The following is a 14826-nucleotide window of genomic DNA, read 5'->3' on the forward strand; positions in this document are numbered from 1 at the left end:
TCGAGCTGCTGAGGCGGACGAAGGGTGGACCGGATGGGTGTCGAGATCTGTGTGGAAGGGCTGACCAAGTCCTTCGGTCACCAGGTCATCTGGCAGGACGTCTCGCTGACGCTCCCTGCCGGGGAGGTATCGGTCATGCTCGGCCCCTCGGGGACGGGCAAGTCGGTGTTCCTCAAGACGCTCGTCGGGCTGCTCAGGCCCGACCGCGGCTCGGTCAAGGTCGCGGGCCGGGACATCACGAAGCTGCGTGAGCACGACCTGTACGAGGTGCGGAAGCTGTTCGGAGTGCTGTTCCAGGACGGCGCGCTGTTCGGCTCGATGAACCTCTACGACAACATCGCCTTCCCGCTGCGCGAGCACACCCGCAAGTCCGAGAGCGAGATCCGGCGGATCGTGCTGGAGAAGATGGACATGGTCGGGCTGATCGGCGCCGAGGAGAAACTTCCCGGCGCGATCTCCGGGGGTATGCGCAAACGGGCCGGTCTCGCCCGCGCGCTCGTGCTGGATCCGGAGATCATCCTCTTCGACGAGCCGGACTCGGGCCTGGACCCGGTGCGCGTGGCGTATCTGAACCAGCTCATCGTCGACCTCAACGCGCAGATCGACGCGACCTTCCTGATCGTCACCCACGACATCGCCTCCGCCCGCCAGGTGCCCGACAACATCGGGCTGCTGTTCCGGCGCGAGCTGGTGATGTTCGGGCCCCGCGAGCAGCTGCTGACCAGCGACGAGCCCGTCGTGCGCCAGTTCCTGAACGGCCGTATGCAGGGGCCGATCGGCATGGCGGAGGAGAAGGACGCCGCGCAGGTCCAGCAGGAGCTGGCACAGCTCGGCGACAGCGCGCACCCGGACACCCCCGGCAGCCGGGAGATCACTCCACGCCTGCTGCCTGGACCCGGTATCACCCGGCCACCCCGGTGGCAGGCGATCGCCGGACGGGAGGCAGAACTGCGCCGGAAGGAGGTGACCGGCGCATGAGACTGTCCCCGGCCGGAGCGCTGCGGCACTCCGGCAATCTGTTCCTGATGGCGCTGGACGTCGTACGGGCCCTGCCCCGACGGCCTTTCCAGGCGCGGGAGTTCATCCAGCAGGCGTGGTTCGTCGCGAGTGTCACGATCCTGCCCACGGCTCTGGTCTCGATCCCGTTCGGTGCGGTCATCGCGCTGCAGATCGGCAGCCTGACCCGGCAGCTCGGCGCCCAGTCCTTCTCCGGCGCCGCCTCCGTCCTCGCGGTGCTGCGCGAGGCCTCGCCGATCGTCACCGCGCTGCTCATCGCGGGCGCGGGAGGCACGGCGATCTGTGCCGACCTCGGGGCGCGAAAGATCCGGGACGAGATCGACGCGATGCAGGTGCTCGGCATCGACCCGATCCACCGGCTCGTCGTCCCCCGCGTGCTGGCCTCGATGGTGGTGGCGGTGCTGCTCAACGGCCTGGTGTCGGTCGTGGGCGTGGCGGGCGGCTATTTCTTCAACGTCGTCCTCCAGAACGGCACACCCGGCGCGTACCTGGCCTCCTTCACCACGCTCGCCCAGCTGTCGGACCTGTGGGCGGCCGAGCTGAAGGCGCTGGTGTTCGGGGCGATCGCCGCGGTCGTCGCCTCCTACAAGGGACTGAACGCGCAGGGCGGCCCCAAGGGCGTCGGCGACGCGGTCAACCAGTCAGTGGTGATCACCTTCATGTTGCTGTTCGTGACGAACTTCGTGATGACCGCGGTGTACTTCCAGGTCGTCCCGCAGAGGGGTTAAGTGCATGGGACCTCAAAGACTTCTCGACCGCCCCCTGCGCTCCCTGGAGGAGCTGGGCACACAGCTGTCCTTCTACGGACGCTCGCTGGCGTGGACGGGCCGCACCCTGCGCCGCTACAAGAAGGAGATCCTGCGGCTGCTCGCCGAGGTGAGCTTCGGCCGCGGCGCGCTCGCCGTCGTCGGCGGCACGGTCGGCGTGATCGCCTTCCTCTCCTTCTTCACCGGCACCGAGGTCGGCCTCCAGGGCTACGCGGCCCTCAACCAGCTCGGCACCTCCAACTTCGTGGCGTTCCTGTCGGCGTACTTCAACACGCGGGAGATCGCCCCGCTGGTGGCCGGTCTCGCTCTGTCCGCGACCGTGGGGGCCGGGTTCACCGCGCAACTCGGCGCGATGCGGATCAGCGAGGAGACCGACGCGCTCGAGGTGATGGGCGTCCCCTCGTTGCCGTTCCTGGTGACGACCCGGATGATCGCCGGGTTCGTCGCCGCGATCCCGCTGTACGTGATCGGGCTGCTGTCGTCGTACCTGGCCGCCCGTACCATCACGACCGGCTACTACGGGCAGTCGACGGGAACGTACGACCACTACTTCCACCAGTACCTGCCGCCGGTGGACGTGTTCTGGTCGTTCGGCAAGGTGATCGTCTTCGCCGCCCTGATCATCCTGGTGCACTGCTACTACGGATACCACGCGAGCGGCGGCCCGGCCGGCGTCGGCGTCGCGGTGGGCCGCGCGGTGCGGACGTCGATCGTCGCCATCAACGTCCTGGACTTCTTCCTGAGCCTCGCGATCTGGGGCGCCAACACGACCGTCCGGATCGCGGGGTGAGGCCGGTGCGCGCGCTGAGACTCAGGCTGTACGGCATCGTCTTCATCGCCCTGCTGGCGCTGCTGCTGTCGCTCGCGGTGGCCGCCTACCAGCAGGCGTTCACTCCGGTCGTGCGCATCACGCTGCAGGCCGACAGCCTCGGCAACCAGCTCGATGAACGCGCCGACGTCAAGCTGCGCGGGCTGCTGGTCGGCGAGGTCCGCGCGGTGCATGCGGACGGCACGAAGGCGACCCTCGACATCGCGCTGAAGCCGCGGTACGTCACCTCCATCCCGTCGGACGTGCACGCCCGGCTGCTGCCCAAGACGCTGTTCGGCGAGAAGTACGTCGACCTCGTGCCACCACCCGGCTCCACGGCCCGCCCCGTCCGCGCCGGGGACGTCATCACCCAGGACCGCACGAAGGTCGGCATCGAGGTCCAGCAGCTGATGAACGACCTGCTGCCGCTGCTCCAGACCGTCAAGCCGGGTGAACTCAATGCCGCGCTGTCGGCGTTCGCCACCGCGCTGGAGGGCCGCGGCGACCGGATCGGCGACAACCTCACCCGGGTCGACGCCTATCTACGCCGCCTCAACCCGCATCTGCCCTCCCTCGAGGAGGACATCTCGCGCTTCGCCGACGTCGCCCGGGTCTACGGCGACGCCGCACCCGATCTGATGAGCATCCTGCGTAATACCGTCACCACCAGCCGCACCCTCGTCGAGAAGCGGGACCGGCTGGCCGCCGCGCTCCACACGACCGCGACCGTCGCGGACACCGGGCGGGACTTCCTCGACGAGAACGGTGACCGGCTGATCACCCTCGGCCGGGTCTCCCGCCCCACGCTGGAGCTGTTCGCCCGCTACTCACCCGAGTACCCCTGCCTCCTCGACGGCCTGGTCCGGCAGGAGAAGGCTTCCGAGGGCGCGTTCCGGGGCGGCGAGATGCGGATCAGCCTCGAGGTGGTCCGCCCGCAGGGCGCGTACCGGCCCGGCGAGGAGCCGCGCTATGCGGAGCGGTCGGGGCCCGACTGCCGGGGACTGCCGCATCCGCAGGTGCCCGGCCCCAAACCCAAGCTCAACGACGGTACGTCGTCCGGTGGTTCGGACGGCGCACTGCCCGGAGGTGTCGATGTGTCCGCCACCCGGGCCGAGCAGCGGGCCGTCGGCTCGCTGGTGGCCCCCGTCATGGGCGTGCCCGCGGACCGGGTGCCGCCCGTCGCGACCCTGCTGTTCGGGCCGCTGGCCCGCGGAACGGCGGTGAGCGTCGCATGAGGACGACAGCAGCCCGCCGGACCGCGGCACCGCTGGTCAAGTTCAGCCTCTTCGCACTGGTGACGATCGCGGCGACGGCTCTGCTCGCCGCCACCATCGTCAACATCTCGCTGACGCCGAAGGACACCTACCACGCGGTGTTCAGCGACGTCACGGGGCTGGAGCAGGGCGACGACATCCGGGTGGCCGGGGTACGGGTCGGCCAGGTCCAGGACATCCGCATCAAGGACCGGACGCTGGCCGAGGTCACCTTCACCGTGACCGCCGACCGCCCGCTGCTCACCGGCACCGGCGCGGTCGTCCGCTACCGGAACCTGGTCGGACAGCGGTACATCGCGCTGACCGAGGGCGCGGGCGACGGCACCCGGCTGCGGCCCGGCGGCACCATCCCGCTGTCCCGGACCCGGCCGGCGCTTGACCTCAACGCGCTGCTGAACGGGTTCAAACCGCTGTTCGCCGCGCTCAGCCCGGACGACGTCAACCAGCTCGCCACCGAGATCATCAGGACCCTCCAAGGCGAGGGCGGCACGGTGAACAGCCTGCTCGCGCACACCGCGTCGCTCACCACGACGCTCGCCGACCGCGACCGGCTGATCGGCTCGGTGATCGACAACCTGAACACCGTGCTGGAGACGCTCGACCGGCGGGACGCCCGGTTCTCCGGGCTGATCACACAGCTGCGACGGGTGATCTCCGGGCTGTCCGCCGACCGCAAACCCATCGGGGAATCGCTCGCCGGCATCGGCGACCTCACCGCGGCCACCTCCGGCCTGCTGAAGGACGCGCGTCCGCCGCTGAAGGACGACATCGCCGGGCTGACCGATCTCACCGGAACGCTGAACAGGAACGAGAAGACCGTGGAGGGCACCCTGAAGCGGCTGCCGAACAAGCTCGACGAGCTGACGGGGACGGCGTCCTACGGCTCGTGGTTCAACTTCTACCTCTGCGACTTCGACGGCCGCGTCGTGCTGCCGAGGACGAAGCAGGTGCTCACCCCGGAGCTGCACGTGGCGCAGGCGAGGTGCGGCGGATGAGCACACGCTTCGCGCCGCGCCGGAGCCGGCGTCCCGAACCCCTGATCAAGGTGCGCGTACTGCCACCTCGGCTGCCCCGGCTGCCGAAGCCGCGGCTGCTGCGGCCCGGCACCCGGCCGCGGCGCCCGGAGCCTCTGGTCAGGGTGCACATCCTGCCGCCGAGGCTGCCGCGGATCCGGCTGCGGCGACCGGGCCCGGGGGCGTCTGCCGGCGGTGGTCCGGGCAGGAACCCGGTCGTGGCCGGCGCTGTCGGCCTCACCGTCCTCGCCCTGCTGACCGTCGCCGCGTTCAACGCCGACAGCCTGCCGCTGATCGGCGACGGCCGGACCTACAGCGCGGCCTTCTCGGAGGCGGGCGGCCTCAAGCCGGGCGACGAGGTGCGGATCGCCGGGGTCAAGGTCGGCAAGGTCGACGGCGTCGACCTGGACGGCGACCACGTCAAGGTGACCTTCAAGATCAAGGGCGACCCGGCCTTCGGAACCCGGACCGGCGCGGCGATCCGGGTCAAGACGATCCTCGGCGCCAAGTACCTCGCACTGACCCCGCAAGGTCCCGGCCGGCTGAAGCCGGGCAGCGAGATACCGCTGCGGCGGACGGTGCCGGCGTACGACGTCGTACAGGCGTTCAGCGACCTGACGACCACATCGGAGGACATCGACACCCAGCGGCTGGCGAAGGCGCTGGACACCCTCTCCACCACCTTCCAGGACTCGCCCGCGGAGGTGCGGGCGTCGATCAGCGGGCTGTCGAGGATCTCCAAGACGATCGCCTCGCGCGACGAGGCGCTCCAAGAACTCCTGGACCACGCGAACGGGGTCACCAAGGTGCTGGCCACGCACACGGAGGACTTCTCGGCGCTGGTGAAGGACGGCGACAAGCTGCTCAAGGAGATCAGCAGGCGGCGCGAGGCGATCCACGCCCTGCTCAAGAGCTCGGCCCTGCTGGGCATCCAGCTCTCCGGTCTGGTCGAGGACAACCGCAAGGAGATCGGGCCGGCCCTGAGGAACCTCGACACGTTCGTCACGATGCTCGAACGCAACCAGGCGAGCCTGGACCGCAGCGTCGAACTGCTCGCGCCCTACGTCCGGCTGTTCACCAACACCCTGGGCAACGGCCGCTGGTTCGACTCCTACGTCCAGAACATGGTCGCCGCTCCGGTCGTGCCGCGGACGGGAGGCTCGCGATGACCGAACGCTTCCGCACAGTCCGCGTCCTGGCACTGCTCACCGTGCTCGCGGTCTCCGCCACGCTGGCCGTCGTGCTGTGGCCGCGCTCCGGCACCGTACGCGTGACGGCGTATTTCCCGCGCACCGTCGGCATCTATCCCGGCTCGGACGTCCGTGTCCTCGGTGTCCGGATCGGCGAGGTCGAGAAGATCACGCCGGAGGGGGACCGGGTGAGGGTGGAGCTGGAGTACGACGAGGGGCGCAGGGTCCCCGCGGGCGCACAGGCCGCGATCATCAACTCCTCGGTGGTCAGCGACCGTTATGTGCAGCTGCTGCCGGTGTACCGCAAGGGCCCGGTGCTGCGGGACGGCGACGTCATCCCCGAGTCGCGCACGGCCGTCCCGGTGGAACTGGACCGGATCTTCGACAGCCTGCACACCACGGCCGAGGCGCTCGGCCCCAAGGGCGCGAACAAGGACGGGGCCCTGTCGCGGCTGCTCGGCGTGAGCGCGGACAACCTCCGGGGCCAGGGCACGAACCTCAACCGGACGGTCGAGGACCTCTCGCAGGCGGTCACCACGCTGTCCGACGGGCGGGGCGACCTGTTCGGCACCCTGCGCAACCTCCAGGTGTTCACGGCCGCGCTGGCGGCCGACGACAAGAGCGTGCGGTCCTTCGACGACAGCCTCGCCCGGGTGGCGGAGCAGCTCGCCGGGGAGCGCGCGGACCTGAGGGCGGCGCTGCGGCACCTGGCCGCGGCGCTCGGCGATGTGTCCGACTTCGTGAAGAACAACAAGAAGGCACTGACCTCGAACGTCGAGGACCTCAGCAAGGTCACCAAGGTCCTCGTCACCCAACGGGCCGCACTGGAGGAGCTGTTGACCGTCGCTCCCACAGGACTGTCGAACCTCCAGAACGCCTACAACCCGTCCGCCGGCACCCTCGACACCCGCAACAACCCGCAGAGCCCGCAGGACCCCGCGTCCCTGCTGTGTTCCCTGCTGAGGACGACCGGGGACGACAACGGCAAGAGCCCCGGCTGCAAGGAACTGCGGCAGCTCTTCGACGCGCTGCCGGAGATTCCGGCAGCCCCGTCGGGGACCGGCTCGGTCGACCGGACGCTCGGCGGAATCCTGGGGGCCCGGGCATGAGCGCGATACGCAGGGCGCGGGTGGTCGCGTGGACGGCGGCCGGTTCGCTGCTGCTGTGCGGATGCGACGTCAACGGCTGGTACGACGTCCGGCTCCCCGGAGGCGCCGCGGCCGACGGCCACGCCTACCACGTCACCGTCGAGTTCAGGGACGTGCTCGACCTGGTGCCGCAGTCTGCGGTCAAGGTCGACAACGTCACCGTGGGCGCGGTCGAGAAGGTGGAGCTGGACGGCTGGCATGCGCGGGTACGACTGCGCGTGGCGGACTCGGTGAAGCTCCCGGCCAACGCGGTCGCCGACCTCAGGCAGACCAGCATGCTCGGCGAGAAGTACGTGGCGCTGTCCGCGCCGGCCGGCACCACGGCCGTCGGACGGCTGCGCGACGGCGCCGTGATCCCGCTGTCCCGCAGCGGCCGCAACCCGGAGATCGAGGAGGTGCTGTCCGCGCTGTCCGCGCTTCTCAACGGCGGCGGCGTGGCGCAGCTCAAGACGATCACCGTGGAGCTGAACAAGGCCCTGGAGGGACGCGAGAACCGGGTCGCATCCCTGCTCAAGCAGCTCGACACGTTCCTCGGCGGCCTCGACCGGCAGCGCGACGACATCGTCCGCGCCCTCGAGGGCATCGACCGGCTGGCCAAGCGGCTGGGGGCGGAGAGGAGGACGATCGCCGGGGCCGTCGAGTCCATTCCGCCCGCCCTGAAAGTCCTCGCAGACCAGCGCCGCGACCTCACCAAGATGCTCACGGCCCTGTCGAACCTCGGCACGACCGGCACCAGGGTCGTCAACGCCTCGCGAGACGACACGGTCGCCGACCTCAGGCAGTTGCGGCCGATCCTGGAGCAGCTGGACAAGGCCGGCGACGACCTGCCCAACGCCCTGGAGCTGCTGACGACCTATCCGTTCCCGCGCAACGCGGCGGACGCCGTCAAGGGCGACTACGTCAACCTCAGAATCACCGCGGACCTCGATCTGGCGGGCGTCTACGGCAACCTCACCGACAAGCCCGGCAAGCCCGGCAAGGGCGGCGGATCCGGGAAGCAGCCGGTCCCCACTCCCTCGCTGCCGGACGTGCCGAAGATTCCGCTGCCCACGGCGCCGCCCGGCACACCGGGCCTGCCGAAGGTGCCGAGCGCCCCCGCCTCGCCCTCGGCGCCCGCGGGCGGGGGCGATGTGCTGTGCCCGCCGGTGTGCACGGCGGGCTACGCCGCCCTGGGCGATACGGGCCGCTTCCCGCCGGGGGTCGACCTGGCCCTCGCGGAGCTCATGCTGAAGGGGATACAGCCGTGATCACACGTACGGTCAAGGCCCAGCTGCTCGCCTTCGCGACCGTCACCGCGCTGGGCGTGTCCTACGTGGGCGGCCGGTACACGGGCCTGACGGACGACCTGCTCGGCGGCGGCTACACCGTGACGGCCGATTTCGCCGACTCGGGGGGCATCTTCCCCGGGGCGGAGGTCACCTATCGCGGGGTGCCCGTCGGCCGCGTCGGCGAACTGCGGCTGAACGGCTCCGGGGTGTCGGTGCCGCTGAAGATCGAGGACGGCGCTCCCCGCATCCCGGCCGACACACTGGCGGTGGTCGCCAACCGGTCGGCGGTCGGCGAGCAGTACGTCGACCTCCAGCCCCGGCACTCGGGCGGCCCCTATCTGCTCGACGGGAGCCCGATCCCGCGCGGCCGCACGCGGGTGCCGCTCCCGGTCACCGACCTCGTCCTCAGCCTGGACCGGCTGGTGAACTCTGTCGGCAAGGACGATCTGCGCACCACGGTCGACGAGTTGGGCAAGGCGTTCTCCGGCACCGGACCAGGGCTGAGCCGTCTGGTCGACTCCGGCAACCGGCTCGTCGAGTCGGCGTCCGACTCCCTGCCGCAGACCGTGTCGCTGATCGAGGACTCGCGGACGGTGCTCAAGACCCAGGCCGACAAGGGCTCGGCCATCAAGTCGTTCTCCCGCGATCTGGCGGCGCTCTCCGGGGAGCTGAAGGCCGACGACGGCGATCTGCGCCGGTTGATCGGCAACGGGGCACCCGCCGCGGAGCAGCTCGACTCCCTGCTGAAGTCCACGCGAGCGGACCTGCCGGTCCTGCTGGCCAACCTCATCAGCGGCGGCCAGGTCACGGTGGCCCGGCTGCCGGGCGTGGAACAGGCCCTGGTCACCCTCCCGCTCACCGTCGCGGGCAGCTACACCGTCGTCCCCGGGGACGGAACCTTCCACTTCGGGCTCACCGTGAACGCCGACGACCCTGCGCCCTGCACCCAGGGCTACGGCACCCAGCGGCGCGATCCCTCGGACACCGGCACACGTCCGGCGAACACCGAGGCGCGGTGCACGGCACCGCGGGGCGGCAGGACGTCGGTGCGCGGAGCCCAGAACGCGCCTGGTGCGTCGGCCGGTGGGGACGGGCCCGGCCGGGCCGCGTACGTCACCCCGTACGACCCGGAGACCGGCACCGCGACCGGCCCGGACGGAAGGCCCGTCGAGATCGGCTCGACGGGCGGCGAACAGACCGTCTTCGGAAAGGAGTCGTGGCAATGGCTGCTCGTGGGACCGATGGCCTGAACACCGATGACATGGATACCGGTGGCGTGACCACCGATGACGTGAACACCGGCGGCTTGAACACCAACGACACGAACACCGACGACATGAACAGCGATGACATGAACAGCGATGGCATGAAGACCGGTCGCGGGAACAGAGGGCGCCGCAGAGCGCTGTCGGCGGCGCTCGTCGCCGCGACGGTCATGACAAGCGCGCTGTCGGTCTGGCTGGGTGTCCGGCTGGCGGACCAGCGAGCGGTGGACCAGGGCCGCCAGGACATTCTCGCGGCGGCCCGCCAGTCGGCGCTGAACTTCACCTCGCTCGACTACCGGCACTACGACCGCGACAGCGGAAACGTGCTCAAGGACGCCACCGGTGACTTCAGGAAGCAGTTCGCCGCGCAGACCCAGGAGCTGACCCAGCTCGTCGCCCGGAACAAGTCGGTGTCCGAGGGACAGATCCTGGAAGCGGGCATCGTGCGGTCGGACGCGCACTCGGCCCGGGTCCTGGTCGTCGCCGACAGCAAGGTGACCAACACCGCGGCTCCCGAGGGACAGTCGCGCACGTACCGGCTCCAGCTCGACCTCGTGCGCGAGCACGGCCGCTGGCTGACCTCCGACGTCGAGTTCGTGGGCTGACCCACCAGTGAGGAGAGACACCGTGGCGAACCCGACCTCCCGCATCCGCGGCACCGGCTCCCCGGCCCGCCGCACGATGACCGCGGCCGCCCGCGCGGCGGCCAAGCGCGCCGAGCGGCCGGCGCGCCCCGAGCGTGGTGCCCCCACCTCCACCGGCCCGGCGGAGGAGGCCCCGTCCGGGCGCACCCTGCTCATCGATCCCCCGGCGGACGGCTGGGACGACCCACCGGAGCCCGAGATCCCCGAGATCCCCGACATCCCCGGGACCCCCGGGACTCCCGAGGCCTCCGAGATCCCCGAAAAGAGCACTCCTCCGCGTCGGGACGCCCGCAGACTGCTCACCGCGGTGCTGTGCGTCGTGCTCGTGGCGGGCCTGGTCACCGCCGCCGTGCTCGGGTGGCGGTACCGGCAGGGTCAGCAGGCCGAGCAGGCGCGACGCCAGGCGGTCACGGCGGCACTCAAGGCGGCTCCGGTCGTGCTGTCGTACGACTACCGGCATCTGGACCGGGACTTCGCGCGCGCCCGTACCTGTCTGACCGGCGCCTTCCGGGACCAGTACCTCAGGACGACGAAGACGGTGGTCGGGCCGACCGCCGCCAAGTACCACGGCGTGGTGAAGGCGACGGTGGCCGCGCCCTCGGGCGGCGGCACCCCGGCGGTCTCCGTCGTGTCGGCCGCACCGGACAAGGTCGTCGTGCTGCTGTTCGTCAATCAGGTCACCCGGAGCACGCAGGTGTCGGGGTCCCGCCTCGATCTGAACCGGGTGCGGATGACACTGGCCCGTACGTCCACGGGCTGGAAGGTGAGTGCCGTCGACGCCCTCTGACCGTCACCGGAGTATCCCGGCGTTCGCCTCCGATGTGCCCCCGCGCAGGCCGCGCGGGGGCACATTTTCGTGAGCGCTCTTGACAGTAGGGTCCGATCACCGGCAGCCTTCCATGAAGTAGAAGATATATTCCACATTACGGAAGCGACTCGGATCACCCACAGAAGGGAGCGCCGCCCCCGATGGGATTCGCAGACCAGCGCTTCAACGTCAACCTGTCGATCCTCTTCACGGAACTCCCGCTCCTGGAGCGCCCCGCGGCCGCCGCCGCAGCGGGTTTCGCGGCGGTCGAGCTGTGGTGGCCCTGGACCGATTCCCCCACACCCGGGCAGTCCGAGCTCGACGCCCTGAGGAAGGCCGTCGAGGACGCGGGCGTGCAGCTGACGGGACTGAACTTCTACGCGGGACGGCTGCCCGGACCCGACCGCGGCGCCCTGTCGATCCCGGGCGAGGAGTCGGACAGGTTCCGCGCCAACATCGACGTGGCCGCCGGCTTCGCCGCCTCCCTGGGCTGCAAGGCCCTCAACGCCCTGTACGGCAACCGGGTCGAGGGCGTCGACCCCGCCGAGCAGGATGCGCTCGCCCTGGAGAACCTGGTCCTCGCGGCCCGCGCCGCCGACCGCATCGGCGCGGTCCTCCTGATCGAGGCCCTCAACCGGCCCGAGTCCCCGCTGTACCCGCTGGTGAGCGCCGCCGCCGCGGTGGGGATCGTCGAGAAGGTGAACCGGGCGGCCGGCCTCGGCAACGCCCGCTTCCTGATGGACCTCTACCACCTGTCGATGAACGCCGAGGACCTGCCCTCGGCGATCGAGCGGTACGCGGACAGGACCGGTCACGTCCAGATCGCCGACAACCCGGGCCGCGGCGCCCCGGGCACGGGGTCGCTCCCCCTGGAGGACCTCCTCGACCGGCTGAAGAAGGCCGGTTACGAGGGCTGGGTCGGCCTGGAGTACAAGCCGGGCGACAGGCCGAGTTCCGAGTCCTTCGCCTGGCTCCCGCGCGCGGCGCGCTGAACTCCCCGACATCGCACAGCAGTGAGAGAGGCACCCCGATGAGCGACACGCTGGCACACTCCTCGCGCCCGGCGCGCCCGGCGATCGCCTGGATCGGCCTCGGCATCATGGGCTCCCCCATGTCCGAGAATCTGATCAAGGCGGGATACGACGTCACCGGATACACCCTGGAGCGCGAGAAGCTCGACCGCCTGGCGGCCGCCGGCGGCACCGCGGCCGGGTCGATCGCCGAGGCCGTGCGGGACGCCGACGTGATCATCACCATGGTGCCCGCGTCCCCGCAGGTGGAGGCGGTCGCGTACGGTCCCGGCGGCATCCTGGAGAACACCAGGCCCGGCGCCCTGCTGATCGACATGTCGTCGATCACCCCGCAGACGTCGATCGGCCTGGCCGAGAACGCCCGGCGAAAGGGCATCCGGGTCCTGGACGCGCCGGTGTCGGGCGGTGAGGCCGGCGCCGTCGAGGCCGTGCTGTCCATCATGGTCGGCGGCGAGCAGGCCGACTTCGAGGCGGCGAAGCCGCTGTTCGAGGTCCTGGGCAGGACCATCGTGCTGTGCGGCCCGCACGGTTCGGGGCAGACCGTGAAGGCGGCGAACCAGCTGATCGTCGCCGTGAACATCCAGGCGTGCGCCGAGGCCGTGGTCTTCCTGGAGCGGTCCGGGGTGGACCTCAAGGCGGCCCTGGAGGTGCTGGGCGGCGGTCTGGCGGGCTCGACCGTTCTGGCCCGCAAGAAGGACAACTTCCTGAACCGCGACTTCGCTCCAGGCTTCCGCATCGACCTGCACCACAAGGACATGGGCATCGTCTCGGACGCCGCCCGCGCCGTGGGCGCCGCCCTGCCCGTGGGTGCCGTGGTCGCCCAACTGGTCGCGTCGCTGCGCGCGCAGGGTGACGGCGGCCTGGATCATTCGGCCCTGCTCCGGGGCGTGGAACGCCTCTCGGGCACCCGGAGCTGAGCGCTCGGGTCGCAGACCTCCGGGTGGTGCCGGCGCCGACACCTGTCCTGTCGCGCCCAGGCGCCGGCGCCACCCGGAACCCTCGTTCCCTACCGAGACCCACAGCCGTGCCCGGTACCTGACGTCCGATCAGGCAGGGGCACACGGTCCGCCGCCGAGCGCCCCTGCCGGAGGGTGGCCCTTCGGTACGGCGGGCCCGGCGAGGACCGCGGCGGAATCCCCTGTTCGAAGCCGAGAACTCGGGGAAATGCGAGCCAGTGCGGTGGTGAAGGTCCCGGGCGCCCCATCCAGACATGAGGGAGAGGCGACCCGGAACCGTCGCATCCGTCGCGGTCCCGCCACCATATGAACTCCGGACGGCTACCGCACGGGCACGGAGAGCGCCGGACACGGCCCGTTTCCGCGTCCGGCGCTCCGCGTTCGTCCGGGGTGCGGATCGGGCCCGTCGGCAGGAGCCTTGAGACATGGAACAGTCAATGCAGCATCCGCACATCGTGGTGCACGCTCCGGCCCTGGACGGGTCGCGGCGGGTCACCGAGGGCGATGTGACCCTCGGGCTCGCCACCCACCTCGATGACGTCGTCGAGATCCTGCGCCTGGTCGACCTGGACCGGATCGAGGTCGAGGAGAGCGACCTCGTCGAGTGGCAGGGCGGTGGGCCCGAGGACTGGCCCGGGCTGTCGGAGCACGACATCGAATAGACCGGCTACGCAGGTGGACGTAGACGATCTACGCAACCCTCAAGTCAACCTCTGAACACCGGCCGCAAGGCTTCAACTCCGGTGCCATGCGGGCACATTATCGACACACGGGGCCCGCCGACACGGGGGCGGCGGGCCCCACCGGAGGGGTCGGGGCGGCGCATCGATGGCGCCCCGGGCGCGCCGCGGCGACGGGGGAACCGCGGGGCGCCGGACCCCTCCGGACCGACAGCGCGAGGGGCGGCCCGTGATCACACCGGGCCGCCCCTCGCCGCTGCGCGTCGGTTCGTGAGCACCCTGCCCGTGATCGGCGCACGCCCGGCCCGGTCGCGATCTCCTCCCCATGACCACGCTCGGCAAGTGACCGGCCGTGATCGCGCGATACGGAACGCGACCCGGCGGTGTGTCCGGCGGCCGGACGCGGTTCGGAGAAGCCGCTCGACTATGGCTCAAGCCCCGTTCCAGTGCACCTTCCTACGGTGACGGCCGCACCGCTCCAGTCCGGCCGAGCCCAGGAGAAAACATGCGGGTTCTGTTCACCACGTTCGCCGCCAAGTCCCATATGTTCGCCTACGTCCCGCTGGCGTGGGCGCTGCGCGCCGCCGGTCACGAAGTGGTCGTCGCCAGCCAGCCCGACCTCGTCGAGGACATCACCCGATGCGGGCTCACAGCGGTTCCCATCGGCCGCCCGCTCAACCTGGAGGCGGAGCTCCGGGAAATGGACGAGCTGCGCGAGGAGGCCGAGACCGACTACGGCCAGGAAGTGGAGTGGGCTCGCTGGGTGGAGGTACTGGACATCGCCGAAAGGCGCCCCGAGAAACTCACCCCGGAGTACGCCCAGGCCGTTCTGACGGCGCACACCTCGCTGATCTTCCAGTACTTCTCCCTGCAGAACACCGTCGATGATCTGGTGGAGTTCGCGTGTGGGTGGGGTCCGGATCTGGTGGTGTGGGATGCGATGACGTTTGCGGGTGG

Annotated in this window: 14 protein-coding genes and 1 pseudogene; all 15 read left to right on the forward strand. The window is 70.6% G+C overall.

What is annotated here, in order from left to right:
- The first annotated feature begins 33 nt into the window (after nt 1–33).
- Complete coding sequence (locus LZ604_RS23700) at nt 34–978, forward strand: ABC transporter ATP-binding protein (RefSeq protein ID WP_234517454.1); 945 nt, start codon at nt 34–36, stop codon at nt 976–978.
- Nucleotides 975–1745 carry an MlaE family ABC transporter permease gene (locus LZ604_RS23705; RefSeq protein ID WP_234517455.1) on the forward strand — a complete coding sequence of 257 codons (771 nt, stop codon included), beginning with the start codon at nt 975–977 and terminating at the stop codon, nt 1743–1745. Before LZ604_RS23700 ends, LZ604_RS23705 begins: the two co-directional genes overlap by 4 nt.
- Before the next feature lie 4 nt (nt 1746–1749).
- Nucleotides 1750–2574, forward strand: a complete 825-nt coding sequence (locus LZ604_RS23710; protein WP_234517456.1) for an MlaE family ABC transporter permease — start codon at nt 1750–1752, stop codon at nt 2572–2574.
- A gap of 5 nt (nt 2575–2579) precedes the next feature.
- On the forward strand, nt 2580–3827 hold the full coding sequence (locus LZ604_RS23715) for an MCE family protein (RefSeq protein ID WP_234517457.1): 1248 nt from the start codon (nt 2580–2582) through the stop codon (nt 3825–3827).
- The gene (locus tag LZ604_RS23720; RefSeq protein ID WP_234517458.1) at nt 3824–4861 is read left to right on the forward strand and encodes an MCE family protein; all 1038 of its coding nucleotides are present in this window, start codon (nt 3824–3826) and stop codon (nt 4859–4861) included. The genes LZ604_RS23715 and LZ604_RS23720 overlap by 4 nt, the downstream gene beginning before the upstream one ends.
- Nucleotides 4858–6048, forward strand: coding sequence for an MCE family protein (locus LZ604_RS23725; RefSeq protein ID WP_234517459.1), 1191 nt, complete (start codon nt 4858–4860; stop codon nt 6046–6048). Before LZ604_RS23720 ends, LZ604_RS23725 begins: the two co-directional genes overlap by 4 nt.
- The gene (locus LZ604_RS23730) at nt 6045–7178 is read left to right on the forward strand and encodes an MCE family protein (protein ID WP_234517460.1); all 1134 of its coding nucleotides are present in this window, start codon (nt 6045–6047) and stop codon (nt 7176–7178) included. Before LZ604_RS23725 ends, LZ604_RS23730 begins: the two co-directional genes overlap by 4 nt.
- The gene (locus LZ604_RS23735; protein WP_234517461.1) at nt 7175–8464 is read left to right on the forward strand and encodes an MCE family protein; all 1290 of its coding nucleotides are present in this window, start codon (nt 7175–7177) and stop codon (nt 8462–8464) included. The genes LZ604_RS23730 and LZ604_RS23735 overlap by 4 nt, the downstream gene beginning before the upstream one ends.
- On the forward strand, nt 8461–9735 hold the full coding sequence (locus tag LZ604_RS23740; RefSeq protein WP_234517462.1) for an MCE family protein: 1275 nt from the start codon (nt 8461–8463) through the stop codon (nt 9733–9735). The genes LZ604_RS23735 and LZ604_RS23740 overlap by 4 nt, the downstream gene beginning before the upstream one ends.
- Nucleotides 9736–9761: 26 nt before the next feature.
- A complete protein-coding gene (locus tag LZ604_RS23745) occupies nt 9762–10355 on the forward strand; it encodes an Rv1363c family protein (RefSeq protein ID WP_234517463.1) in 594 nt (197 codons plus the stop codon).
- A gap of 22 nt (nt 10356–10377) precedes the next feature.
- Nucleotides 10378–11181 (forward strand): hypothetical protein, encoded by an 804-nt coding sequence (locus tag LZ604_RS23750; RefSeq protein ID WP_234517464.1) that lies wholly within the window; start codon nt 10378–10380, stop codon nt 11179–11181.
- A gap of 182 nt (nt 11182–11363) precedes the next feature.
- Nucleotides 11364–12194 (forward strand): TIM barrel protein, encoded by an 831-nt coding sequence (locus LZ604_RS23755; protein ID WP_234517465.1) that lies wholly within the window; start codon nt 11364–11366, stop codon nt 12192–12194.
- A 38-nt stretch (nt 12195–12232) separates the two neighbouring features.
- A complete protein-coding gene (locus LZ604_RS23760; protein ID WP_234517466.1) occupies nt 12233–13150 on the forward strand; it encodes a 2-hydroxy-3-oxopropionate reductase in 918 nt (305 codons plus the stop codon).
- 464 nt (nt 13151–13614) lie between these two features.
- The gene (locus LZ604_RS23765) at nt 13615–13851 is read left to right on the forward strand and encodes a hypothetical protein (protein ID WP_234517467.1); all 237 of its coding nucleotides are present in this window, start codon (nt 13615–13617) and stop codon (nt 13849–13851) included.
- Nucleotides 13852–14374: 523 nt separating this feature from the next.
- A pseudogene (locus LZ604_RS23770) lies at nt 14375–14826 on the forward strand (glycosyl transferase family 28); the annotation flags it as partial.

The sequence above is a fragment of the Streptomyces glomeratus genome (genome assembly GCF_021462825.1).
Lineage (GTDB): Bacteria > Actinomycetota > Actinomycetes > Streptomycetales > Streptomycetaceae > Streptomyces > Streptomyces glomeratus.